The 21,594-nt window shown below is 63.4% G+C and carries 19 protein-coding genes; 10 read left to right on the top strand and 9 right to left on the bottom strand.

All coding sequences use genetic code 11. The features are described from left to right. Positions 1-28 precede the first annotated feature (28 nt). The 3 genes from G4G27_RS10400 to G4G27_RS10390 form a co-directional block, all read right to left on the bottom strand. Positions 29-709 (bottom strand): 2OG-Fe(II) oxygenase, encoded by a 681-nt coding sequence (locus G4G27_RS10400; RefSeq protein WP_183113253.1) that lies wholly within the window; start codon positions 707-709, stop codon positions 29-31. Positions 710-794: 85 nt separating this feature from the next. Next, entirely contained in the window at positions 795-1,775 is a 981-nt protein-coding gene (locus G4G27_RS10395) for an RcnB family protein (RefSeq protein WP_244624637.1), read from the bottom strand. A gap of 150 nt (positions 1,776-1,925) precedes the next feature. Next, positions 1,926-2,465, bottom strand: coding sequence for a (2Fe-2S)-binding protein (locus G4G27_RS10390; RefSeq protein ID WP_183113251.1), 540 nt, complete (start codon positions 2,463-2,465; stop codon positions 1,926-1,928). A gap of 104 nt (positions 2,466-2,569) precedes the next feature. On the opposite strand from G4G27_RS10390, the gene G4G27_RS10385 reads away from it, so the two are divergent. Further along, on the top strand, positions 2,570-3,370 hold the full coding sequence (locus G4G27_RS10385; RefSeq protein ID WP_183113730.1) for a class III extradiol ring-cleavage dioxygenase: 801 nt from the start codon (positions 2,570-2,572) through the stop codon (positions 3,368-3,370). Positions 3,371-3,403: 33 nt separating this feature from the next. Here the strand turns inward: G4G27_RS10385 and G4G27_RS10380 are convergent, their stop codons facing one another. Beyond that, the gene (locus G4G27_RS10380; protein ID WP_183113250.1) at positions 3,404-4,162 is read right to left on the bottom strand and encodes a class II aldolase/adducin family protein; all 759 of its coding nucleotides are present in this window, start codon (positions 4,160-4,162) and stop codon (positions 3,404-3,406) included. Positions 4,163-4,299: 137 nt separating this feature from the next. On the opposite strand from G4G27_RS10380, the gene G4G27_RS10375 reads away from it, so the two are divergent. After that, positions 4,300-5,607, top strand: coding sequence for a sugar MFS transporter (locus G4G27_RS10375; RefSeq protein ID WP_183113249.1), 1,308 nt, complete (start codon positions 4,300-4,302; stop codon positions 5,605-5,607). On the opposite strand, the gene G4G27_RS10370 is transcribed toward G4G27_RS10375, so the two are convergent. From G4G27_RS10370 to G4G27_RS10355, 4 genes are all read right to left on the bottom strand, one after another. Next, positions 5,604-6,722, bottom strand: coding sequence for a CaiB/BaiF CoA-transferase family protein (locus tag G4G27_RS10370; protein ID WP_183113248.1), 1,119 nt, complete (start codon positions 6,720-6,722; stop codon positions 5,604-5,606). The genes G4G27_RS10375 and G4G27_RS10370 overlap by 4 nt on opposite strands. Then, entirely contained in the window at positions 6,719-7,864 is a 1,146-nt protein-coding gene (locus tag G4G27_RS10365) for a CaiB/BaiF CoA-transferase family protein (RefSeq protein ID WP_183113247.1), read from the bottom strand. Before G4G27_RS10365 ends, G4G27_RS10370 begins: the two co-directional genes overlap by 4 nt. A gap of 2 nt (positions 7,865-7,866) precedes the next feature. Continuing rightward, positions 7,867-9,051 carry an acyl-CoA dehydrogenase gene (locus G4G27_RS10360; RefSeq protein ID WP_183113246.1) on the bottom strand — a complete coding sequence of 395 codons (1,185 nt, stop codon included), beginning with the start codon at positions 9,049-9,051 and terminating at the stop codon, positions 7,867-7,869. A gap of 198 nt (positions 9,052-9,249) precedes the next feature. Further along, positions 9,250-10,500 carry a TetR/AcrR family transcriptional regulator gene (locus tag G4G27_RS10355; RefSeq protein ID WP_244624636.1) on the bottom strand — a complete coding sequence of 417 codons (1,251 nt, stop codon included), beginning with the start codon at positions 10,498-10,500 and terminating at the stop codon, positions 9,250-9,252. A 137-nt stretch (positions 10,501-10,637) separates the two neighbouring features. Between G4G27_RS10355 and G4G27_RS10350 the strand changes: the two genes are divergently transcribed. The 8 genes from G4G27_RS10350 to G4G27_RS10315 all read left to right on the top strand — a co-directional run bounded on the left by G4G27_RS10350 (position 10,638) and on the right by G4G27_RS10315 (position 19,383). Then, positions 10,638-11,915 (top strand): acyl-CoA dehydrogenase family protein, encoded by a 1,278-nt coding sequence (locus G4G27_RS10350; protein WP_183113245.1) that lies wholly within the window; start codon positions 10,638-10,640, stop codon positions 11,913-11,915. A gap of 122 nt (positions 11,916-12,037) precedes the next feature. Next, positions 12,038-13,123 (top strand): Zn-dependent alcohol dehydrogenase, encoded by a 1,086-nt coding sequence (locus tag G4G27_RS10345; RefSeq protein ID WP_183113244.1) that lies wholly within the window; start codon positions 12,038-12,040, stop codon positions 13,121-13,123. Between the two features lie 10 nt (positions 13,124-13,133). After that, on the top strand, positions 13,134-14,201 hold the full coding sequence (locus tag G4G27_RS10340) for a phosphotransferase family protein (RefSeq protein WP_183113243.1): 1,068 nt from the start codon (positions 13,134-13,136) through the stop codon (positions 14,199-14,201). 26 nt (positions 14,202-14,227) lie between these two features. Continuing rightward, the gene (locus G4G27_RS10335; RefSeq protein WP_183113242.1) at positions 14,228-14,992 is read left to right on the top strand and encodes an SDR family oxidoreductase; all 765 of its coding nucleotides are present in this window, start codon (positions 14,228-14,230) and stop codon (positions 14,990-14,992) included. A 136-nt stretch (positions 14,993-15,128) separates the two neighbouring features. Next, positions 15,129-15,929, top strand: a complete 801-nt coding sequence (locus G4G27_RS10330; RefSeq protein ID WP_183113241.1) for an SDR family oxidoreductase — start codon at positions 15,129-15,131, stop codon at positions 15,927-15,929. A 179-nt stretch (positions 15,930-16,108) separates the two neighbouring features. Next, the gene (locus tag G4G27_RS10325) at positions 16,109-17,821 is read left to right on the top strand and encodes an alpha/beta fold hydrolase (RefSeq protein WP_183113240.1); all 1,713 of its coding nucleotides are present in this window, start codon (positions 16,109-16,111) and stop codon (positions 17,819-17,821) included. Positions 17,822-17,884: 63 nt separating this feature from the next. Continuing rightward, on the top strand, positions 17,885-18,631 hold the full coding sequence (locus G4G27_RS10320) for a TonB-dependent receptor (RefSeq protein ID WP_183113239.1): 747 nt from the start codon (positions 17,885-17,887) through the stop codon (positions 18,629-18,631). 29 nt (positions 18,632-18,660) lie between these two features. Beyond that, a complete protein-coding gene (locus G4G27_RS10315) occupies positions 18,661-19,383 on the top strand; it encodes a TonB-dependent receptor (RefSeq protein ID WP_244624635.1) in 723 nt (240 codons plus the stop codon). Between the two features lie 306 nt (positions 19,384-19,689). On the opposite strand, the gene G4G27_RS10310 is transcribed toward G4G27_RS10315, so the two are convergent. Then, positions 19,690-21,534: a DUF885 family protein gene (locus G4G27_RS10310; protein WP_183113237.1), complete on the bottom strand. Its 1,845-nt coding sequence runs from the start codon at positions 21,532-21,534 to the stop codon at positions 19,690-19,692. Positions 21,535-21,594: the final 60 nt, after the last annotated feature.

The following is a 21,594-nucleotide window of genomic DNA, read 5'->3' as shown; positions in this document are numbered from 1 at the left end:
TGCAGGGAGGGGAGTGGCCCGCGCCGGATCACCCCTTCAGCCAGGCACCTTCGCGGAACCACTTCGTGACGATATATTTGGTCCCGCGCACCACCGGCATGCCTTCGTGCAGCGTCTTGTCGTTGGGGCTGCCATCGGGTTTCATGTTATTCCAGGCGAGCAGCAGGCCGCGCTTGGGCGCGACACGGATGCCGGCCTGCGGGAACCAGGTCGCGCCGCCTTCCTCGACATCGTTGAGGTAGATCATCGCGGTCCAGGTGCGCTGCCCGCCGCTCGACTGCATCGCCTGCCAATAGCTTTCGCCGTGGTGAAAATAATCGTGATGCGCGCGGAATTGCTGGCCGGGCGCATAACGCTGACCCTGCATCGTCTCGCCATGGCTCGGGTCGATGCCGAGCAGATTGGCGATCGCCTCGTCGGTCGGGCGAACATCGGGCGACCAGCGATCCATGTCACAACTCTCGCTGGTGCGAAAACCGTCATCCGCGCGGTCCGACAGCAAGGTCGACGGGCGGCGATTGGTGTCGATCAGCTTGACCAGCTTGCCGCACTGCAGGGGGTTGAGGAAATCGGTGTGATAATAGATTTGCGCGGTGTCGATATTCGCGCGCCTGATGGCCGGATTGGCGTCAAGCCGGCGGGCGACGGTGGCCCCGGCGAGCTGGCGCACCGGAGAGGTCAGGACGGGTTTCTTGCTGAATATGCTCACGGCGGCGCAATTTGCCGACCATCGCCAAAAAGGCAAGACCCGCCGGATTTCTCCGACGGGTCCGTCCTGACGAAACAAGTTAGATTTACCAGAAGATATCGTACACCGTATCGACCACTTCGCCGGTGTAGATATCAACCAGCAGCGCATCGTTGTAATAGCGCACCCAGCGATACTCACCATAAGCATCGGGCAAACCATAGTAGCTCGCATCGTCCAGCCAGTAATTCTGGTTGAACAGGATCGAGCTCAGCGTGAACCCGATCGAGAAGCGGCGATAGCCCGAGTTCCAGCCATAGGGCGCATAGTAACGCGGCAAGTGATAGGCGTTGCGATCACGCGCGCGGCGATCGTTCCAGTTGTAGCGGCCGTCCCGGCGCCAATCGCGGTTCCACGCACGGCGGTCGTTATAGTCGCGACCGCCCCGGCCGTTATAGCCGCCGCGATTGTCACGCCAATTGCCATTGCCGTTCCGGGCATCGCTGCCGCCGCGGTCGCCACGCCAATTGCCGTTGCGACCATCATTGCCGCCACGATTGCCGCGCCAGTTGCCGTCATTGCCACCGCGGCCATCGCCGCGAACATCCGGGCGGCCGCCTCGACCGTCGCCACGTACATCGGGGCGACCACCGCGACCATCGCCGCGCACGTCCGGTCGACCGCCGCGACCATCGACACGCAGGTCGGGCCGTTCACGGCTCACATCGGGGCCACGGCCGCCGGGCGTGATATCGGGCCGATTGCTGCCATTGCCACGCCAATCCTGACCGCGCCCATTCTGGCCGAAACCGCCACGATTTGGCTGGCCCTGGGGCTGCTGCACCTGGGGCTGGCGGACCTGTGGCCGGCCTTCCCAATTGCCGCGGCCCTGACCGCGGCCCTCGACGGCCTGCGGACGCGGCTGTTGCGGCTGAGCCTGGGGCGCAGGCCGCGGATTTTCGCGGCGTGGCTCCACGCGCTGACCGCCATCGCCGCGACCCTGGCGGAAAGCGCCGCCGCGATCGTTGCGATCACTATTAACATTCTCGGCCGACGCGGCTGCCGGGATCAGAGCCGTTGCGGCCAATAAGGCCGCCAATATCGAAATACGCATTTACCAACCCTCCAAAGCGCCGGCGCACAGAAGGCCCGGTCGATGGACTGGGTTTGCACTATTGTCGATGAGCCGTTTCTGAATTGCGATGACAGCATTGCGAAAGGAATCGAATTCTTCGGCTTACGGCGTCGGCACGAGTGCGGGCACGACTCTGGCGGCATCGCGAGGATCGATTCCCGGCGCCATGCCCGCAGCGATCTGTTCATCGCCGCGCTGAACCCGCGCGGCGCGCAGCACCGCTTCGACCAGACGCGGGTACACGCCGCAACGGCACAGATTGGTGATCCCCTCGCGAATATCCTCCTCGCTTGGGTTGCCGTTCTTCTTCAACAATACCGACACGGCCATGATCATACCGGGAATGCAGAAACCGCATTGCGGCACATTGTCGGCGATGAAGGCAAGCTGCGCCGGATGATCGCGCTCGCGCGATAGCCCCTCGATCGTGGTGACGATGCTGCCCTCAATCGAGCCGATCGTCGTCTGGCAGGACTTGACCGCCTGACCATCGATATCGACGGTACACGCGCCGCACTGGCCGTTGCCGCAGCCATATTTGGTGCCGGTCAGGTTGGACGCGTCGCGCAATGCCCAGAGCAGCGGCGTCGCCGGGTCCATCTTGTACTGGATTGGCTGGTTGTTGACGGTGAAGCGGGTCATGGCCGCACCTTAGCGAGGCGAGGGCGTTTGCGAAACGCCGCGTTTCGGATCGTGGCATTGTCGGATTTGTGGCGGCCGCCGATATTCCGGACATGACCCAGGACATAAGAATGCCAACGCTGTTCATTCCGCATGGCGGCGGGCCCTGCTTCTTCATGGACCCGGCGGGCGGCCCGCCCGATCCGATGTGGCGGCCGATGCAAGCCTATCTTGCCGGCTTGATCGATTCGCTGCCCGCGCGGCCCAAGGCGATCCTGATGGTGTCCGGCCATTGGGAGGCGGACGCCGTCACCGTGCATGTCGGCGACGGCCAGCCCATGATGTTCGACTATTTCGGCTTTCCCGAACACACCTATGACCTGCAATGGCCCGCGCCTGGTGCCCCCGATGTGGCGCGCAGCGCCGCAGCACTGATCGCCGGGGCGGGGTTTGATGTGCGCGAGGAAGCATCGCGCGGCTGGGATCACGGCGTGTTCATTCCTATGATGGTCGCGGTGCCGGGTGCGGACATCCCGCTGGCGCAGATGTCGTTGCGCAAGGATCTCGACCCCGCCGCGCATATCGCGATCGGGTTAGCACTGGCGCCGCTGCGTGACGAAGGCGTGCTGATCGTCGGATCTGGCATGAGTTTCCACAATCTTCGCGCGCGCGGGCCGCAGGTCACGTCGGTCGCCGACGAATGGGACGCGGCGCTGACGGGTGCGGTCACCGATCCCGATCCGGCGAAGCGGGCGGCGCGCGTCACTCGGTGGGAAGAGCTACCCCATGCACGGTTCGCGCATCCGGAGGCGGACCACCTGCTGCCGCTGATGGTCGCGCTCGGCGCGGCCGGCGATGATGAGGCGGTGCGCGACTATCGCGACCATGTCATGGGCTGGGCCGTGTCGGGGTATCGGTTCGGGTAATCTTATTCCTCCCCGTGCCGGGGAGGAATTAAGTCAATTCCGCCAACTGGTATCGATCTTGTCGACCTTGCGGACCATCGCCGCGAAGTCCGCGGCGCCCGCGCCGCCGGGCACCTGCGCCATGTAAAGGTCGCGTTGATGTACCGCGATCACTTCGGGCGGGACGACCAAAGGCTCGCCCATGCCGAGCGTCGCGACCTGGATCTCGCATGCGCGCTGCAACGCCCAATGTTTGACGAACGCCTCGGGCAGGGTCTTGCCCATCACCAGGATGCCGTGATTCTTGAGCAGCATGACGCGCTTGTCGCCAAGATGCTCGAGCAGCCGCTCGCCTTCCTCGTCACGTACGGTGACGCCTTCGAAATCATGATAGGCGATCTGGCCGATGAAATTGCAGGCGTAGAAATTGGTCGGCTGCAGGCCGCCCTTGACCGAACTGACCGCCATGCCCGCGGTGGTATGCGTGTGCATGATGCAATGCGCGTCGGGCAAGTGGCGATGGAACAGCGCATGCTGCACGAAACCGGCGCGATTGACCGGATAGGGATTGTCGTCGAGCTTGTTGCCGTCGATGTCGATCTTGACCAGGCTCGATGCGGTGACTTCGCTGAAATGCAGCCCGAACGGATTGATCAGGAAGGCGCCTTCCTCATCCAGCTTCACCGTGATGTGGTTATAGATCATCTCCGACCAGCCGAGCATGTCGAACACGCGATAACAGGCGGCGAGCTCCTGCCGCGCTTCCCATTCGGCTTCGCTCATCTGGCTGTTGCGTAGCACTGCGGTGGCCATGACACTCTCCTCGGTCGCCTTGATCTTGTGCATTTCAATATCGCACGCGTCGACGCCGATTGCCAGACCGGGCGGCAATGCGCCAAGGTGCGCCGCGAGCCACCGGTGCCGTAGCGGCCGGACGAGAGGGAGCACCAATGCACGTCGATCCAACCACCTCCGCGCCAGGCACGTTGCCGGTCGATGAGACCGCGACCAAGGGCGTCGATGCGCCCGATCTGCAGGTCTTCGTCTTCGCCCTGTTCTTCATCTTCGGCGGCATCACTTCACTCAACGATGTGATCATTCCCAAGCTGAAAGACCTGTTCACGCTCAGCTATGCTCAGGCTCTTCTGGTGCAATCGGCTTTTTTCGCCGCTTATTTCATCTTCTCGATTCCAGCGGCTGCGATCGTGCGCAAGGCGGGTTATATGCGCGCCGCGTCGATCGGCCTGCTGACCATGACAGCGGGCTGCCTGTTGTTCGTACCCGCGTCGCAATCGGGCACTTTCGCGGTCTTCCTGCTCGCCCTTTTCGTTCTCGCGGCGGGGATCACCACGGTGCAGGTGGTGGCGAATCCGCTGATCTCGTTGCTCGGGCCGCCGCGCACCGCGCATAGCCGCCTGACCTTCGCGCAATTCTTCAACTCCGTCGGCACCACGATATTCCCGATCGTTGGCTCGATCCTGATCCTGGGCTCGCTGGCCAATGTCGATGGGTCTAAACTGACCGGGGCTGCGCTCGACGCGTTCCGCACCGCCGAAACCCAGATGGTCGTGAAGACATATCTCGCACTCGCCGTGGCACTGGTAATCGTGGCGGCGGTGGTGTGGACGCGACGCAACCGGCTCGGCAATGTTGTGGACGATAGCGGCAGCATCCTGAAGGCGTTCGGGTTGCTGGAACGCCCGCGCTTCGGCATCGGCGCGATGTGCATCTTCCTTTACGTCGGTGCGGAGGTCGCGATCGGATCGCTGATCGTCAGTTATCTCGAACAATCCAACACGCTCGGCTTCGATGCGGTCACCGCCGGCAAGCATGTCGCCTATTATTGGGGCGGCGCGATGGTCGGACGTTTCATCGGCGCATTCGCGCTGCGCGTCATCTCTCCGGGCAAGGTGCTGGCCGGCGTCGCTATCGGCGCGATCGCCTTGATCGCTATTTCGACGAATACCACGGGCGCCATCGCCGGCTGGTCGTTGCTGGCGATCGGATTGATGAACTCGATCATGTTCCCGACGATCTTCAGCCTTGCCAGCGAAGGCCTGGGACGGCGCGCGGCCGAGGGGTCGGGGATCATCGCGATGGCGATCGTCGGCGGTGCGGTGATTCCGCCGCTGACCGGTTTGATCGCCGACCATTCGACGCTGCAGTTCGCGATGATCCTGCCGGCCGCATGTTATGCGATCATCTTCGCCTACGGCATCTACGCGCGCCGCCCGGCGCCGGAGATTGCGGCGAGCTAAGCGGTCAGCACGGCGATCTCGTCCGGCGTAAAGCCGCAGTCGGCGAGGATCGCCGCGCTGTCCGACTCATCGGCCATCGCGGGCGGGACAGCCTCGCTGATCGAATAACGCGGGGCAGGGGCCGGCTGGACGATTCCGCCGACATCGATAAATGCGCCGCGCGCAACATTGTGCGGGTCGGCGACCGCTTCGTCGAAACCCAGCACCGGCGCGAAACACACTTCATGGCCCTCGAACGCCGCGCACCATTGATCGCGGCTGCGGGTCTTGAACATCTCCGTCAGGCGCGCCTTCAACACCGGCCATTGGCGTGGGTCGAACTGCGCGGCCCATTCATCGCCATCCAGCGCCATCACCTGGCGGAGCGCGGCGTAGAATTGCGGCTCGATCGCGCCGATCGAAACCCATTTTCCGTCGGCGGTTTCATAGGTGTCGTAGAAATGCGCGCCGCCATCGAGCAGGTTGGTGCCGCGCGCATCGCTCCAGCGGCCGGCGCCGCGAAAGCCCCAGATCATGCTCATCAGCACCGCCGACCCCTCGGTCATCGCACAATCGACGACTTGCCCTCGACCGGTTGCCTTTGCGCCGAGGATGGCGCTGAGCATGCCGAATGCGAGCATCATCCCGCCGCCGCCGAAATCGCCAACCATGTTGATCGGGAAGGCGGGCTTGCCGCCGGCGGGGCCATAAGCGTGCAGCGCCCCCGACAGCGCGATATAATTAATGTCATGGCCGGGGGCCTGGGCGAGCGGCCCGGTTTGGCCCCAGCCGGTCATGCGGCCATAAACGAGCTTCGGATTGTCGCCGATCAGCAGGTCCGGGCCAAGCCCGAGCCGTTCCATCACACCGGGCCGAAAACCCTCGATCAGCCCATCGGCGGTAGCGGCGATCTTGCGCACCGCGCCGACCGCTTCTGGTTTCTTGAGGTCGAGCGTGATCGTGCGGCGTGAACGGAGCAGCGGATCGGTCGCTTCGACCGTGACGCTGCCCGCGCCGCCGGGGCGGGCGATGCGGATCACCTCCGCGCCGTGATCGGCGAGCATCATTCCGCAGAACGGACCGGGGCCGATGCTGGCGATCTCGACGATACGGATGCCGTGAAGCGGCGCGTTCATTCCGCCGTCTCGGGATTATCCGCCCCCAGCATTGGCGCGGCGCGATCGAGCGCGAGACCGGAGTCGGAGAAGGTGATCGGCGTGCGCAGACCGGGAAGCGTCTGGCCATTGCGGTCAAGCGTCAGCGCCATGCCGCGATGGACGACCTGCGGATCGGCGAACGCCTGGGCGACGGTATTGATCGGCCCGGCAGGCACGCCGACCGCCTCAAGCGTCGCGAGCAGTGGATCGCGGTCGAGTCTGGATGTGGCCTCGCCGATCGCCGCGAACAGCGCCGGCTTATGCTCCAGCCGGCCGGCATTGCTCGCATAGCGCGGATCGGCCGCCATGTCGGTCAGCCCGAGCGCTGTGCAGAAGCGTTGGAACTGACCGTCATTGCCGACCGCCAGGATGAACCAGCCGTCGCGCGTCGGGAAGACGGCATAGGGCGACACGTTCATATGCGCGTTGCCGACACGTGCCGGGGTCTGGCCGCTGACGAAATAATTCATCGCCTGGTTGGCGAGCACACCGGTCATCGTGTCGAGCAACGACATATCGATCTGCTGCCCGCGCCCGGTCTTGTCGCGCGCGGTGAGCGCTGCCTGAATCGCGATCACCGAATAAAGACCGGTGAACAGGTCGGCAAAGGCGACCCCGGTCTTCTGCGGCGCGCCGTCGGGTTCGCCGGTCAGGTCCATGATCCCGCCCATGCCCTGGATGATGAAGTCGTAACCGGGGCGGTGCGCATAGGGGCCCGTCTGGCCGAAACCGGTGATCGAGCAATAGACGAGGCGGGGGTTGAGCGCGCTCAGGCTGGCATAATCCAGGCCATATTTGGCCAGTGCGCCGACCTTGAAATTCTCGATCAGCACATCGGCCTCGGCAACCAGTGCACGGACCTGTGCCTGGCCCTCTGGCGTACGGAAATCCACCACCACCGATTTCTTGCCGCGATTGGTTGCGTGGAAATAACCGGCATCTTTGCTGCCGTCCGGATTGCTGATGAAGGGCGGGCCCCAAGTGCGCGTGTCGTCGCCCTCGGGGCTTTCGACCTTGATCACCTCGGCGCCAAGATCGGCAAGCGTCTGGCCCGCCCATGGCCCGGCGAGAATACGCGCGAGTTCCACGACCTTCAGGCCGGTGAGGGGCGGCGCGCCCATGCTCAGAATGCCGCGATTCCCGTGATCGCGCGGCCGAGGATCAGCGCGTGGACATCATGCGCGCCCTCATAGGTGTTGACGGTTTCGAGGTTCATCAGGTGACGCATCACCTGATATTCTCCCGAAATACCGTTGCCGCCGTGCATGTCGCGACTCATCCGTGCGATATCGAGCGCCTTGCCGACATTGTTGCGTTTGACGATCGAGACCATCTCGGGCGCGAACCGGCCTTCGTCCATCAAGCGTCCGACGCGTAAGGAAGCCTGCAGACCGAGCGCGATCTCGGTCTCCATATCGGCAAGTTTCTTCTGGTAAAGCTGGTTGGCGGCGAGCGGCTTGCCGAACTGATGCCGGTCAAGGCCATATTGCCGCGCGGCATGCATGCAGAATTCGGCCGCGCCGAGTGCGCCCCAACTGATCCCATAGCGTGCGCGGTTGAGGCACCCGAACGGCCCCTTCAAGCCCTGCACGTCGGGAAGCAAGGCATCCTCGCCCACTTCGACGCCGTCCAGCATGATCATGCCGGTGATCGAGGCGCGCAAGCTCAGCTTGCCCTCGATCTTGGGAGTCTCCAGCCCCTTCAAGCCTTTTTCCAGCACGAAACCGCGAATGCCGCCGCCATGATGGTCGGACTTGGCCCAGACGATGAAGACATCGGCGATCGGCGAATTGGAAATCCAGGTCTTGGCGCCCGACAGGCGATAACCACCGTCGATCTTCTCGGCCTTGGTGCGCATTCCGCCCGGGTCGGAACCCGCATCGGGCTCGGTCAGGCCGAAACAGCCGATCCACTCGCCGCTCGCCAGCTTGGGCAGATATTTATGTTTCTGCTCTTCGGAGCCGTAGGCGTAGATCGGATACATTACGAGGCTCGACTGAACGCTCATCATCGAGCGATAGCCGGAATCGACCCGCTCGACCTCCCGCGCGACCAGGCCATAGGCGACATAGGAGGCGCCGACGCCGCCATATTGCTCCGGCACGGTCGGCCCGAGCAGGCCAAGCTCGCCCATCTCGCGGAAGATCGCGACATCGGTCACTTCATTCTGGAACGCATCGATGATGCGGGGGCTGAGCTTCTCCTGCGCATAGGCTCGCGCCGTGTCGCGGATCATCCGCTCATCATCCTCGAGCTGGTCGTCGAGGAAAAAGGGGTCAGCCCAGTCGAATTGGCCCATGCCGCTCATGTCAGTCTCCAGAATCTGATTTGCCGTTGCCAGCTTGGCGGGGTTCTTGTCCAGCCGTCCGCCTTTTCCACCACATCCGTTCGCCCTGAGCCTGTCGAAGGGCCGTGGCCGCAAATACTGGCGCAATTGAAGGCTAGGGCGGCTTCGACAAGCTCAGCCCGAACGGGTTTGAGGTGATTCCCGCCAGTCGCCAAGCATCTAAAGCGCAAGCACCCGATCGTCGAACAACCCGAACGCCAGCGTCGAGGCATAAAACGCCACCGCTCGATCGCGTGGCATGGTGCTGGCCCATTTGCGCATGTCGAATGCGGCGTTCTGCAGCGCCATCAGCGCCTGTGCTGCGATCAGCGAGTCGATCGCGCGGATCGATCCTTCGGCGATGCCGTCGCTCATCGTCCCGGCATAGCGCCGCGCGATCCGGTTCGATCTTTCGACCATCGCGCGCCGCACGCCGGCGGGCAGGCCGTGCAGTGCGGTGGTCCGGAGTAGCGGGCCGCGTTCGGAGAACTGGATGTCGCACAGCGTCGCGATGGTGCTCGACAGGCGATGCCAATAACTTCCGCCACGCTCGTCCGACAGATGCTGCGCATCAGCGATCGTATCGAAGCTGCGTTTGTAGCAAGCGATGACCAGATCGTCCTTGGCATCGAGATGATGGTAGAAACTGCCCTTGGTGACATTCAGCTCCGACGCGATCTTCTGCACCGAGGCGCCGCGATAGCCGAGTTCATTGATCAGCCGCGTCGCGGCGAGCAGAAACGCCTCCCGCCCCGGTTCCGACTCGTCATGGTCGAGATCGATCAAGGTCGGCGCCCATTGTTGGCCGCTCGCCGCGATGCCGTGTTCGAACACATCCATCAGCCGCTTTTCGACCCGGCTGAACTGATCGAGTTCGTAACGCACCAGCCAAACCGGCAGCCAGAAAGTGTTTTCGAGCAGAACATGCGCGCGCGCGCCGAACAGGTCGGTCTCCGTGCGGCTGCGGCCCGGGCCCCACAGGCTGCGCGTCTTGCGGAACACGTCTCGCCACGCCGCCATCAACTGACTGCGTACCGGCTCCTCCATCGCGCGCAGGTCGGACAGTACGGCAAATGGGGTTTCCAGCCCCTGTTCGATCCGCGTCAAGCGCTGCATATTGATCGACAAATAACGCGCAACGCGTTTTTGCGGCGTCGGCTCCTTCATCGCTTCGTCGAGCATCGCTTGCAGCCGGTCGAGCGTATTCTCGAAACAGGCGGTCGCCAAATCGTCCTTGCGCTTGAAATAATAGGTCACGCTGGTCGTGTTGAGTCCGACACGGCGCGCGACATCGGCGAAGGTCATGCCTTTCGCGCTCTGTTCGTTGATCGCCTGAGCGGCGGCGGCAAGGATCGCGTCGCGCTTCGCCCGGAAACGCTTCGTGCCGCTCTCGTCGTCCGGAAATGCTGCGGCCCCTGGCTCCATGCTCATATGTCTAACAGCATCTTTTCGAAGAAACAGTGTTTTTTCGAATGGCGCTCTATCGGGTGATTTCATCGCTTATGACGCTTTACCGAAAACGCGGTACGGTCTAACGAACCCGTGCTTACAGCCGCAGGAGAAAGCACATGGATTTCACATTGAGCGAGCGGGAGACCTATTTTCGGGACCGCGTAAAGAGCTTTATCGATCAGAACATCCGACCGCGGCAGGACGATTACCACAAGCAAAGTCATGAGGGCGATCGCTGGAAAGTGATCCCCGTGATCGAGGAGATGAAGGAAAAGACCAAGGCCGCCGGCCTGTGGAATTTCTTCATGCCGCCGCATTCCGGCCAGAGCCATGTCGACGACAGCTTCGAATTCGAAGGCACGCAGCTCACCAACCTCGAATATGCATTGTGCGCCGAGGAAATGGGCCGGGTCGGCTGGGCCTCGGAGTGCTTTAATTGCTCCGCGCCCGACACCGGCAACATGGAAGTGCTGCACCGCTACGGTACGTTGGAGCAGAAGGAGAAATGGCTCCGCCCGCTAATGAACGGCGAAATCCGTTCCGCCTTTCTGATGACCGAACCGGCGGTGGCCTCGTCCGACGCGACCAATATCGAAACGCGCATGGAACGCGACGGCGATCATTATGTCATCAACGGCACCAAATGGTGGTCGAGCGGCGTCGGTGATCCGCGGTGCAAAATCGCGATCACCATGGGCAAGACCAATCCGGAAGGATCGCGGCACAGCCAGCAAAGCCAGATTCTCGTACCGATGGACACGCCCGGCGTGACCATCAAACGCATGCTTTCGGTTTATGGGTATGATCATGCGCCACACGGGCATGGCGAAGTCGTGCTCGAAAATGTCCGCGTACCGGTGGAGAATTTGCTGCTCGGCGAAGGGCGCGGATTCGAGATCGCGCAGGGGCGGCTCGGGCCGGGCCGCATCCATCATTGCATGCGCACCATCGGCGTGGCCGAAAACGGCATCGAGGCGATGGCCAAGCGATTGCTGACCCGCGTCGCGTTCGGCAAGCGCATCGCCGATCATTCGGTGTGGGAAGAACGCATCGCGCGCGCGCGCATCGATATCGAGATGACACGCCTGCTCTGCCTGAAGGCGGCCGACATGATGGACCGCGCGGGCAACAAGTCGGCCCAGCTCGAGATCGCGATGATTAAGGTCGCCGCGCCATTGATGGCGCTGAGGATCCTCGACGATGCGATCCAGGCGCATGGCGGTGGCGGCGTGTCGGGTGATTTCCATCTGGCGCACGATTGGGCGGCATTGCGCACCTTGCGTTTTGCCGACGGTCCCGACGAGGTCCATAACAGGGCGATCGCGCGCAACGAGTTCGGGCGTTACGCCGACCTGCCCGAGGCGATCGCGGCGAAGGAGCAGGTGCGGCGGTAGCGCTTTGCACCTATCACCCCCGTTCGTGCTGAGCTTGTCGAAGCACCGTCCTAGTCGCGACATCGGGAAAAGCAGAACGGCCCTTCGACAAGCTCAGGGCGAACGGAAGTGAGAGTTGATCAGTGAAAGCCGCCGTCCTTTTCGAAGCCAGGACCGACCTCCGGATCGAGGATATCCACGTGTCCAACCCCGGCCCGCGCGAGGTGCTGATCCGCACCGCGGCGGTGGGGGTGTGCCGGTCCGATCTGCATTTCGTCGATGGTGCCTTCCCGCATCCGGTGCCGACCGTGCCCGGGCATGAGGCGGCGGGCGTGGTCGAGGCCGTGGGCAGCGATGTCGCGCATCTCAAGGTCGGCGACCATGTCATTACCTTCTTCACCGTGTTCTGTGGCGCGTGCGAGATGTGCGTCACCGGCCGGCCATCGCTGTGCATCGATCCGTCGACGCGGCGGGCCAAGGGCGCGCCGTCGCGCCTGACATTGCAGGACGGCACGCCGCTCGCGCCGTTCCTCAATCTGTCGGCTTTTGCCGAAATGATGCTGGTGCATGAAAATGCCTGTGTCGCGATCTCGAAGGACATGCCGCTCGACCGTGCCGCATTGCTTGGCTGCGCGGTGATCACCGGTGCGGGATCGATCTTCAACGACAGCCAGTTGCGCCCCGGCGAAAGCGTCGCGGTGATCGGCTGCGGCGGCATCGGCCTGGCCGCGATCAATGCGGCGAAAATCGCTGGTGCGGGCACGATCATCGCGATCGATCCGGTCCCCGACAAACGCGCGCTGGCCGAGAAGCTGGGCGCGACGCACAGCCTCGACGCATCCGATCCCGATGTGGCGAAAAAGGTCGCCGGTCTCACCGATGGCGGGGTGCATTATGCGATCGAGGCGGTCGGACGGTCGAACACCGCCGAACTCGCCTGGACGATCCTGCGGCGCGGCGGCACCGCGACGATTCTCGGCATGATCGCGCCGGGCAACGAAGTGAAGATCCCCGGGCCGACCTTCCTGACCGGCAAAAAGCTGCAAGGGTCGCTGCTCGGCTCGACACGCTTCCCGATCGACATGCCGCGACTCGTCCAGCTCTATCTCGACGGCAAACTCGATCTCGACTCGATGGTCGCGGAACGGATCAAGCTTGAAGACATCAACGAAGCGTTCGCCAAGTTGCGCACTGGTGATAGCGTCCGCTCCATCATCGAGTTCGCGTGAGGGAGTCTGCATGATGGATGGGGCGCAATCGGCCTGGACCGGCACGATCGAGGTGGAGGAACGCGACCAGATCGATCTCGACAAGCTTGCGGCATGGATGACCGGCAATGTCGCGCGCTTTGCCGGGCCACTGCGCTACGCCAAATTCGCCGGCGGCCAGTCCAACCCGACCTATCGCCTGTCGAGCCCTTCGGGCGATTATGTGTTGCGGCGCAAGCCATTCGGGCCGCTGCTGCCATCGGCACACGCGGTCGATCGCGAATATCGCGTGATCGCCGGCCTCCACCCGACCGGCTTTCCGGTGCCGCGGCCCTATGGCCTGTGCGAAAATCCCGACGTGATCGGATCGGCATTCTATGTGATGGAAATGGTGGTCGGCCGCACGCTGTGGGACGGCACCTTGCCCGACATGATGCCGCCTCAACGCCGCGCGCATTACGATGCGATCACCGATACGCTCGCCGCGCTTCATAACGTCGATTACGGTGCTGCGGGACTTGAAGCCTATGGCAAGCCCGGCAATTATTTCGAACGCCAGGTCGGACGCTGGACCAAGCAATATCGCGCGTCGGAAACCGAGCATATGGACAGCGTCGAGCGCCTGATCGAATGGCTGCCCGCGACTCTGCCGCAACAGACGCGCACCTCGATCGTCCATGGCGATTATCGCATCGACAACATGATCTTCGCGCCCGACGCGCCAAGGGTCATCGCGGTACTCGACTGGGAATTATCGACGCTCGGCGACCCGCTCGCCGATTTCTCCTATTATCTGATGAGTTGGGTGACCAAACCCGAAGGGCGTTCCGGTGTCGAGGGCAAGACCGGGCCGGAAACAGGCATCCCGACGGTCGAGGAGATCGTCGAGCGTTACTGCGCCGCGACCAAGCGCGATGGCGTGCCCGACCTCAACTGGTATTTTGCCTATAATCTGTTCCGGCTGACCGGCATCGTCCAGGGCATCAAGAAACGCATCGTCGATGGTACCGCGTCGAGTGCCCAGGCGGAGAAATCCGCCGCCGGTGTGTACCGGCTGGCCGACGCGGCCTGGGGCTTCGCGCAAAAGGCCGGCGCCTGAAAACTTTGAAAAAGGGAAGGGTGAGGATGAGTTTGTTCGATCTGACCAATAAGGTCGCCATCATCACCGGGTCGACCAAAGGGATCGGCAAGGCGAGCGCGTTCGAGCTTGCCGAGCATGGCGCGAAGGTGGTGATCTCAAGTCGCAAGCAGGATGCCTGCGACGCCGTCGCGGCGGAGATCAACGCCAAATATGGCGAAGGCACCGCAATCGCGGTCGCGGCGAACATCTCCGACAAGACCGCTTTACAGAATCTGGTCGATGAAACCCGCCTCGCTTTCGGGCAAGTCGATGTGCTGGTCTGCAATGCCGCGTCGAACCCTTATTACGGGCCGCAATCGGGCATTTCCGATGAGCAGTTCCGCAAGATCCTCGACAATAATATCGTATCGAACCACTGGCTGATCGGCATGGTCGCGCCGGAGATGCGCACGCGCAAAGCCGGGTCGATCGTGATCATCTCCTCGATCGGCGGCATTCGCGGCACACCGGTGATCGGCGCCTATGCCATTTCGAAGGCGGCCGACATGCAATTGGCGCGCAACCTGGCGCATGAATTCGGGCCGGACAATGTGCGCGTGAATTGCATCGCACCGGGGCTGATCAAGACCGATTTCGCGCGCGCCTTGTGGGAGGATCCGGAGCGGATCAAGGCCGCCAACACCAATGTGCCGCTGCGCCGCATCGGCGAGCCGGACGAGATCGCCGGCGCGGTGGTTTTCCTCGCCAGCCGGGCAAGCGCGTTTATGACCGGACAGGCGATCGTCATCGACGGCGGCGTCACGATCTAGCGAGCAGACCTATCCCGTTCGTGCTGAGCCTGTCGAAGCACCGATCTTCAAAAGACGCGGGAAACAGAAAGAACGGCCCCCTTCGGCGAAGCTCAGGACAGGCTTCGACAAGCTCGGGGCGAACGGGAGTTGGAAGATGGCAAGGTTCACCGGCAAATCGATCATCGTCACCGGCGCGGGCTCCGGCATCGGACGCGCCGCGGCGATCCTCTTCGCGAGCGAAGGCGGGCAAGTGCTGTGCGCCGACAAGACCGACGCGGCGACCGAAACCGCCGACCTGATCGTCAAGGCCGGCGGCACCGCGCATGCGATCCAGATCGATGCCGGCACCGAAGACGACGTGATCCGCGCGGTCGATGTCGCGTGCGAATATTATGGCGGGCTCGACGTGATGTTCGCCAATGCCGGCATCTCGGGCGGCATGGCCAATATCTTCGACACCGATGTATCGCTGATCACCGAAGTGCTTCGCGTCAATCTGATCGGCCCATATCTGGCGATCAAGCATGCCGCGCCGAAGATTGCTGAGCGGGGCGGCGGCGCGATCGTGTTGACGGCCAGCGTTGCGGGCATCCGATCGGGCGCCGGCAGTCCGGCCTATTCCGCGTCCAAGGCGGGCGTGATCAATCTGGCGATGGTCTCGGCGCAGCAATTGTCCGGCTCGAATGTCCGGGTCAACGCGATCTGCCCCGGCCTGACCGAAACCGGCATGACCAAGCCGACCTTCGATTACGCCAAGGAAGCCGGTAAGATGGACCGGGTAGGGCGCCTCAACCCGCTGCGCCGCGGCGCGCAGCCCGAGGAACTGGCCAAGGTCGCGGCATTCCTTGCCTCGGATGATGCGAGCTATGTCAACGGACAGGCGATCGCGGTCGATGGCGGGCTGTCGTCGAGCCATCCGGTGACCAAGCAGGAATATGGCAGGACGGCGGTTTAGGTTCGGAGGGCGGGTACCAACCTCCGTTCGCCCTGAGCTTGTCGAAGCCTGTCCTGAGCTTCGCCGAAGGGGGTCGTTCTTCTTTCGAAGGAAGAACAGGGCTTCGACAAGCTCAGCCCGAACGGGGAGGGGTAGTGGATAAGACCCGGCGCAAGCCGGGTCGAAACGGGGGAAGAGCGATGATCGATACACCGACTGGCTACCCACGCGCCAAAGGCTGGTTCGCCGCCCTGGGCCTTGTCCTCATCCTTGCCGGCGCATGGCTCGCCGCATCGATCCAGACTTCCGGCGGGATCAGCGTCCGCGACATTCGTTTCGCCGGCACCAATGGCACGACGATGAGCGCGCTTCTCTACACGCCCCCAGGCGCGACCGCTGCGACACCGGCGCCGGGCATCCTCGCGGTCCATGGCTATATCAACTCGCGCGAAACGCAGGACGGCTTCGCGATCGAATTCGCACGACGTGGCTATGTCGTGCTGGCGATCGACCAGACCGGTCATGGCTATAGCGGCGGCAAGGCTTTTTCGAACGGTTTTGGCGGGCCGGATGGGCTCGCCTATCTGCGGTCGCTGCCGATGGTCGACAAGAATCAGGTGGGGCTTGAAGGGCACAGCATGGGTGGCTGGACGGTCCTCGCCGCCGCGGCAGCGATGCCCGATGCCTATCGTGCGATCGTGCTGGAAGGATCGTCGACCGGCGCGCCTTACGCCAAGGATGGTGATCCGAGCTGGCCCCGCAATCTCGCGCTGGTCTATAGCCGCTACGACGAGTTCTCCGCGCTGATGTGGAACAGCCCGCGCGCCATGGATCTCGCGAACAGCACGAAGCTGCAAGCCGTGTTCGGATCGCATGGTGCGGTTCAGCCCGGCAAGCTGTATGGCGCGATCGGGGCCGGCACGGCGCGTATCCTGTATCAACCGGTGACGACGCATCCCGGCGATCATTTCTCGCCCGCCGCGATCGGCCATGCGACCGACTGGTTTGCGCGCACGCTGAAGGGCGGCGCGCCGCTGCCGGCGAGCGACCAGCTTTGGTACTGGAAGGAGATCGGCACTGGCCTGGGCCTGGTCGGCTTCGTCTTGCTGATCCTCGGCACGCTCGACCTGTTGCTGCGCACCACGGCGTTTCGTGCTTTGCAGGGGGCGGCGATCCCGGCGGTCGCCGCGCGTGATGCACGGTGGCGGCGTGGCATGTGGTTGACCACTTTGGTGCCGATCCTGCTTTTCTTCCCGGCCTTCATCGCGGTCTTCCTGCTCGTGCCGCCGACCGCGATCCTGCCGCAGACGGTGACCACGCAGGTGGCGTTCTGGGCATTGCTCAGCGCAGGCGCGGGGCTGTTGCTGCGGCGCTTCGGCCCGACCTCGCAACCGCCCTCCGCCTCGGCCTGGCTGCCGGCGATCGGTATCGCGCTGGCGACGGTCGCGATCGGCTATCTCGCGGTGTTCGCGGTCGATCGCCTGTTCACCACCGATCTGCGTTTCTGGATCGTCGCCGTCAAATGGCCCAGTGCACGGCAATGGGCCATCGGAGCGGTGTATCTGGTGCCGATCATGCTCGCTTTTCTGGCGACGCTGCATGGGTTGCAAGGGCTGACGGTGCGGGGCGACAGCGCTGGGCGGACATATCGTTCGGCGATCATCGCGATGGCAGGCGGCTTCGCCGGCGTGATCGCGCTGGTCTATGCCGTGTTCTTCGCGACCGGCACACTCGTCACCGGGTTCGATCCGCTCAGCACGGTGATCGCACTGCAGTTCGTTGCGGTGCTGCCGGTGATCGCGATCATCGCGACCTTCGCCTGGCGGCGCACCGGGAGCCACCGCGCCGGTGCGCTGATCGTCGGCCTGCTCGTCACGCTCTATGTCTGCGCGGGGACAGCGACGCAGGGTTAGCATCGCGTTTGACAGGCGATCCAAACCTCCGCACCCTCGCGTCAAAGCTGGGGGAGGGCATGGATGCGCGGATTTCTTATCGGCATGGCGGCTTGCGGAATCCTGGCGGGCGCCATGCCCGCTTTCGCGCAGGATGATGGCGCCAGCGAGATCGTCGTTACGGGGATGCGCAGACTGAACCCCGATGACGACAACGACCGGATCAAGGAGATCGTGATCGTGACGCCGGCGGCGATCCAGACGCTGCGCCGTACCGCCGACTTCGCGGTCCAGCAGGTCGTTGTTATCAGCGATACCGAGGATGAGGATCAACGCCACGTCGAAATCCAGACGATGACGCGCAAGGCGATCGATCTCGCGGACAAGGCCGGAGTTCTGGTGGCCAGCGGCGAGGTCGTCGTCGAGCCGTTGACGGCCGCCAATTACAAGGATCTGGCGATCGTCGAGGACAAGGAAGACAATGAGGGCGACCTGGTCAAATTCCTGGTCAAGGTGCCGCTTGCACCGGGCATCGACGCCAAGGCGGTGCTGGCGCGGATCGACAAGTTCATCAAACTGGTACCCGCGGTCGGCCGGGCCGAGATGAAGGCGTATAGCGAATTGACCCTCAGCGTGGTCAATCCCGAACAATATCGCGGGGCGATCATCGACCTCGTCGCAAAGGACACGGCGGCGACCAGCACGCGGTTCGGCACCGGCTATGGCGTCGAAGTCACTGGCCTGGACCGGCCTGTGCAATGGAAGCGTGCGGGCTTGACCGAAGTGCAGCTGTTCCTGCCATCGGCGGCGACGGTTCGTCCGCGCGACTGAGCGCTTTGTCGAAAAGGGGGAGGATGGACATGCGGATCGTTTTGAAAGCGCTGATCGCCACGACGTTGCTGAGCGTCGCGTTGCCGGCATTGGCGCAAGAGGTGATCGTGACGGCGCAGCGGCGCGGCTACAACAATAACGACGCGAGCTACAGCAACGGCATCGTCGCGACATCACGCCCGATCATCAACCTGAAACGCACCGCGGATTATGCCGTGCAAACGGTGCGTGTGGTCGGCGATACGCGCGATTTCACGACACGGCGGGCCGATTTGCACGCAACGATCCGCAACATGATCGCGGCGGCGGGAAAGGCGGGGGTCGAACTGGCAACCGGCGATTACGTGCTCGCGCCGCTGACGCTCGCCAGTTACGAAAGCCTCCCTTTCACCGGGGACGGACGGCCGGACACCGATCAGACGAATTTCCTGGTCAAGGTCCGGCTCACGCCCGGAATGACCATCGAGGCCGCGAAAGCGAAGATCGCCCAGTTCGTCGCATCGGTTCCGAAGGTGGGGCGATCGCAAGTCAGCAGCCTCGGCGAACTGACCTTGTCGGTGATCAACCCCGATCAGTATCGCGGCCAGATCATCGACCTGATCGCCGCCGATGCGGCGCTCTCGGCGGCTAAATTCGGCACCGGTTCCGGAGTCGACGTCACCGGGCTCGACCGTCCGGTTGAATGGGCACGCGGGGGCCCGACCGACGTGTTCCTGTTTCTACCATCCAGCTACACGGTGCGAAAAGACTAGGGTGGTTTCAAGTTGAGTTGACCTATCATTCCCGGTTCGTTTCGACCGACGTCGAGAAACAGGCCATAAGCACTGCGTGGGGTCTGTCTAGTCTTATTAGTATTTGATATATAACGATATTATTAAAATATCTTGCCGGCGCGAGCGCGGGAAAGATGTGACACATGCGGTGTCCCATATCTCCCGCCGCCCGCCCCGCGGCCTTGTCCCCACGGCCAGGGGCTGGCGGTGATTCAACCATCGCACAGGATCGGGCATGTCATCCCTTGCCGGACTTATACCGGCTCGCTCTTTCCTATTGTCGGATTACGCCGTCGCCGCGATCGCCCAGTTGTCGACCACCCGCTCCAGCACGCTCAACGGCACGCCGCCAACACCGACGACAAGATCGTTGAACTTCTTCACGTCGAACTTCGCGCCTAGCGTCGCCTTCGCTTTACTGCGCAGCCGGTTGATCTCATTGTGCCCGGTCTTGTAGCCAAGCGCCTGGCCCGGCCACGCGCAATAGCGATTGAGCTCGGACCGGCATTGCGACGCGGTGTAACCCGTCGCCTCACCGAACCAGCGCATCGCCTGCTCCATCGTCCAGCGTTTGTGATGCAGCCCGGTATCCGCGACGAGGCGGCTGGCGCGGAAGTTCATCGATTGCAGATAACCGAGATGCGCGAGCGGATCCTCGGCATAGACGCCGACCTCATCGGTAAGCTGCTCGGCATAGAGCGCCCAGCCCTCACTATAGGCATTGAACGCGAGCAGCGTACGGATCAGCGGCAGGCTGAACGTATATTCGCCCTGCCAGACATGCCCCGGTATCCCCTCATGGCTGACCAGGGTCGGCAAGGCGAAGCGCGGCCAGATACTGGTGTCCTTGAGGTTGATGTAGAAATTGCCCGGCGTCTTGCCATCGATCGATCCGGCACCGGCATAGGCGTTGGGTGCGCCGCCTTCGATCGAAACGGGCACGCGCTTCACGATCAGCTTGCCCTCGACCACTTTGCCGAACACCTGCGGCATCTTGCCGCGAATGTTGGCGACGGTGCGGTTGAGATAACCGAGCAGCTCGGCGCGCCCGGCGTTGGTGTTCGGATAGAGCAGGTCGGGCCGCTTGCCGAGTTCGGCCAGGCGCGCGCCGACGCTGCCCTTGGTCAGGCCTTGCGCTTTCAGCAGAACATCCATCTCTGCGCTGAGCTTGGCGACTTGCTCCAGGCCGGATTGGTGCACTTCCTCCGGCGTGCGCCGCGTGGTGGTGCCGGCTTCGACCAGCCAGGCATAGGCGCGCTCCGCTTCGGGCAATTTCCACATGCCCGGCGTATCGCCTGCCTTGTCGCGCAGCCCGGTCAGCGCGGCGGCCTGGCGAGCGAGCGCCGGCGCGATCTTGCCGGTCGCGATCGTCGTCGCGCTGTCGCTCCATGCGCCCGCGACGCCGGCCTTTTCGGCCTTTGTCGCGAAGGAGCGGATCAGGCTCCATTCGTCGACCTTCTGAGTGGCGGCGGCGTTGAGCTGGCTCGCGGTGATGTCGAGCAGGAAGCGCGGCAGGACCATATTCTTGCCGGCATCGGCGACGATCCGCGCGGTCTCGGCGTCGAGTGAGGCGGCATAGGCTTCGAGCCGCGCAAGATAGGCGTCGGCATCGGCGCGTGTGGCGATCTCGTGCTTGCTCTCCATCATGTCGGGCACTTCGGCGAACGCGCCGGTGCCCTGCGACACGATATAGGGCGTGCTGCGATAGGAGACATTCTGGTTGAGGATCGCGACATCGCCGCCGGGCAAAGCTTCCCAGCCGTCATGTGCAAGCTGATATGCCGCCTGAGTCACATCGACATCGAGCGCGACCTGCGGCGACAAAGTTGAGCGATCGATCGCGGTGAGTTGGCGCAAGCGCGAACCGGCCTTGCTGCGCTGTCCGGCATCGGCGGCCACGCTGCGATCGGTCAACGTCGATTTCAGGCCCGTGCGCTTGCCGGTGTCGATGCCGAGCGTCGTCGCATTTTCGGGGAAGGCGGCGAGCATTTCCTCGGCGATGGCAGCGAGCGTTCGAACCGCCTCGGCATCGCCGGGCGCTGCCGGTGTACCGGTGGCGAGGGCGGGGAAAGCGGTTGCGATACCGGCGATGCCAGCGCCGGCGAGGATATTTCTACGATTGAGCAGCATGGGCCGTCCTGTGATGTGCGATTGGCGATATGCTGCCACAGGATGGGTGATCGGGAACAG

It is taken from the genome of Sphingomonas sp. So64.6b, from assembly GCF_014171475.1.
GTDB lineage: Bacteria > Pseudomonadota > Alphaproteobacteria > Sphingomonadales > Sphingomonadaceae > Sphingomonas > Sphingomonas alpina_A.
This window is presented reverse-complemented; position numbering and strand designations above follow the sequence as displayed.

What these genes read in the sequence shown, in the direction of transcription:
- G4G27_RS10340 (WP_183113243.1), top strand. Translation starts at nt 13,134, where the DNA reads ATGATGGATGGGGCGCAATCGGCCTGGACCGGCACGATCGAGGTGGAG.
- G4G27_RS10335 (WP_183113242.1), top strand. Translation starts at nt 14,228, where the DNA reads ATGAGTTTGTTCGATCTGACCAATAAGGTCGCCATCATCACCGGGTCG.
- G4G27_RS10330 (WP_183113241.1), top strand. Translation starts at nt 15,129, where the DNA reads ATGGCAAGGTTCACCGGCAAATCGATCATCGTCACCGGCGCGGGCTCC.
- G4G27_RS10365 (WP_183113247.1), bottom strand. Translation starts at nt 7,864, where the DNA reads ATGGGCGCGCCGCCCCTCACCGGCCTGAAGGTCGTGGAACTCGCGCGT.
- G4G27_RS10380 (WP_183113250.1), bottom strand. Translation starts at nt 4,162, where the DNA reads ATGGCCACCGCAGTGCTACGCAACAGCCAGATGAGCGAAGCCGAATGG.
- G4G27_RS10315 (WP_244624635.1), top strand. Translation starts at nt 18,661, where the DNA reads ATGCGGATCGTTTTGAAAGCGCTGATCGCCACGACGTTGCTGAGCGTC.
- G4G27_RS10350 (WP_183113245.1), top strand. Translation starts at nt 10,638, where the DNA reads ATGGATTTCACATTGAGCGAGCGGGAGACCTATTTTCGGGACCGCGTA.
- G4G27_RS10310 (WP_183113237.1), bottom strand. Translation starts at nt 21,534, where the DNA reads ATGCTGCTCAATCGTAGAAATATCCTCGCCGGCGCTGGCATCGCCGGT.
- G4G27_RS10325 (WP_183113240.1), top strand. Translation starts at nt 16,109, where the DNA reads ATGATCGATACACCGACTGGCTACCCACGCGCCAAAGGCTGGTTCGCC.
- G4G27_RS10370 (WP_183113248.1), bottom strand. Translation starts at nt 6,722, where the DNA reads ATGAACGCGCCGCTTCACGGCATCCGTATCGTCGAGATCGCCAGCATC.
- G4G27_RS10375 (WP_183113249.1), top strand. Translation starts at nt 4,300, where the DNA reads ATGCACGTCGATCCAACCACCTCCGCGCCAGGCACGTTGCCGGTCGAT.
- G4G27_RS10320 (WP_183113239.1), top strand. Translation starts at nt 17,885, where the DNA reads ATGCGCGGATTTCTTATCGGCATGGCGGCTTGCGGAATCCTGGCGGGC.
- G4G27_RS10390 (WP_183113251.1), bottom strand. Translation starts at nt 2,465, where the DNA reads ATGACCCGCTTCACCGTCAACAACCAGCCAATCCAGTACAAGATGGAC.
- G4G27_RS10355 (WP_244624636.1), bottom strand. Translation starts at nt 10,500, where the DNA reads ATGAGCATGGAGCCAGGGGCCGCAGCATTTCCGGACGACGAGAGCGGC.
- G4G27_RS10360 (WP_183113246.1), bottom strand. Translation starts at nt 9,051, where the DNA reads ATGAGCGGCATGGGCCAATTCGACTGGGCTGACCCCTTTTTCCTCGAC.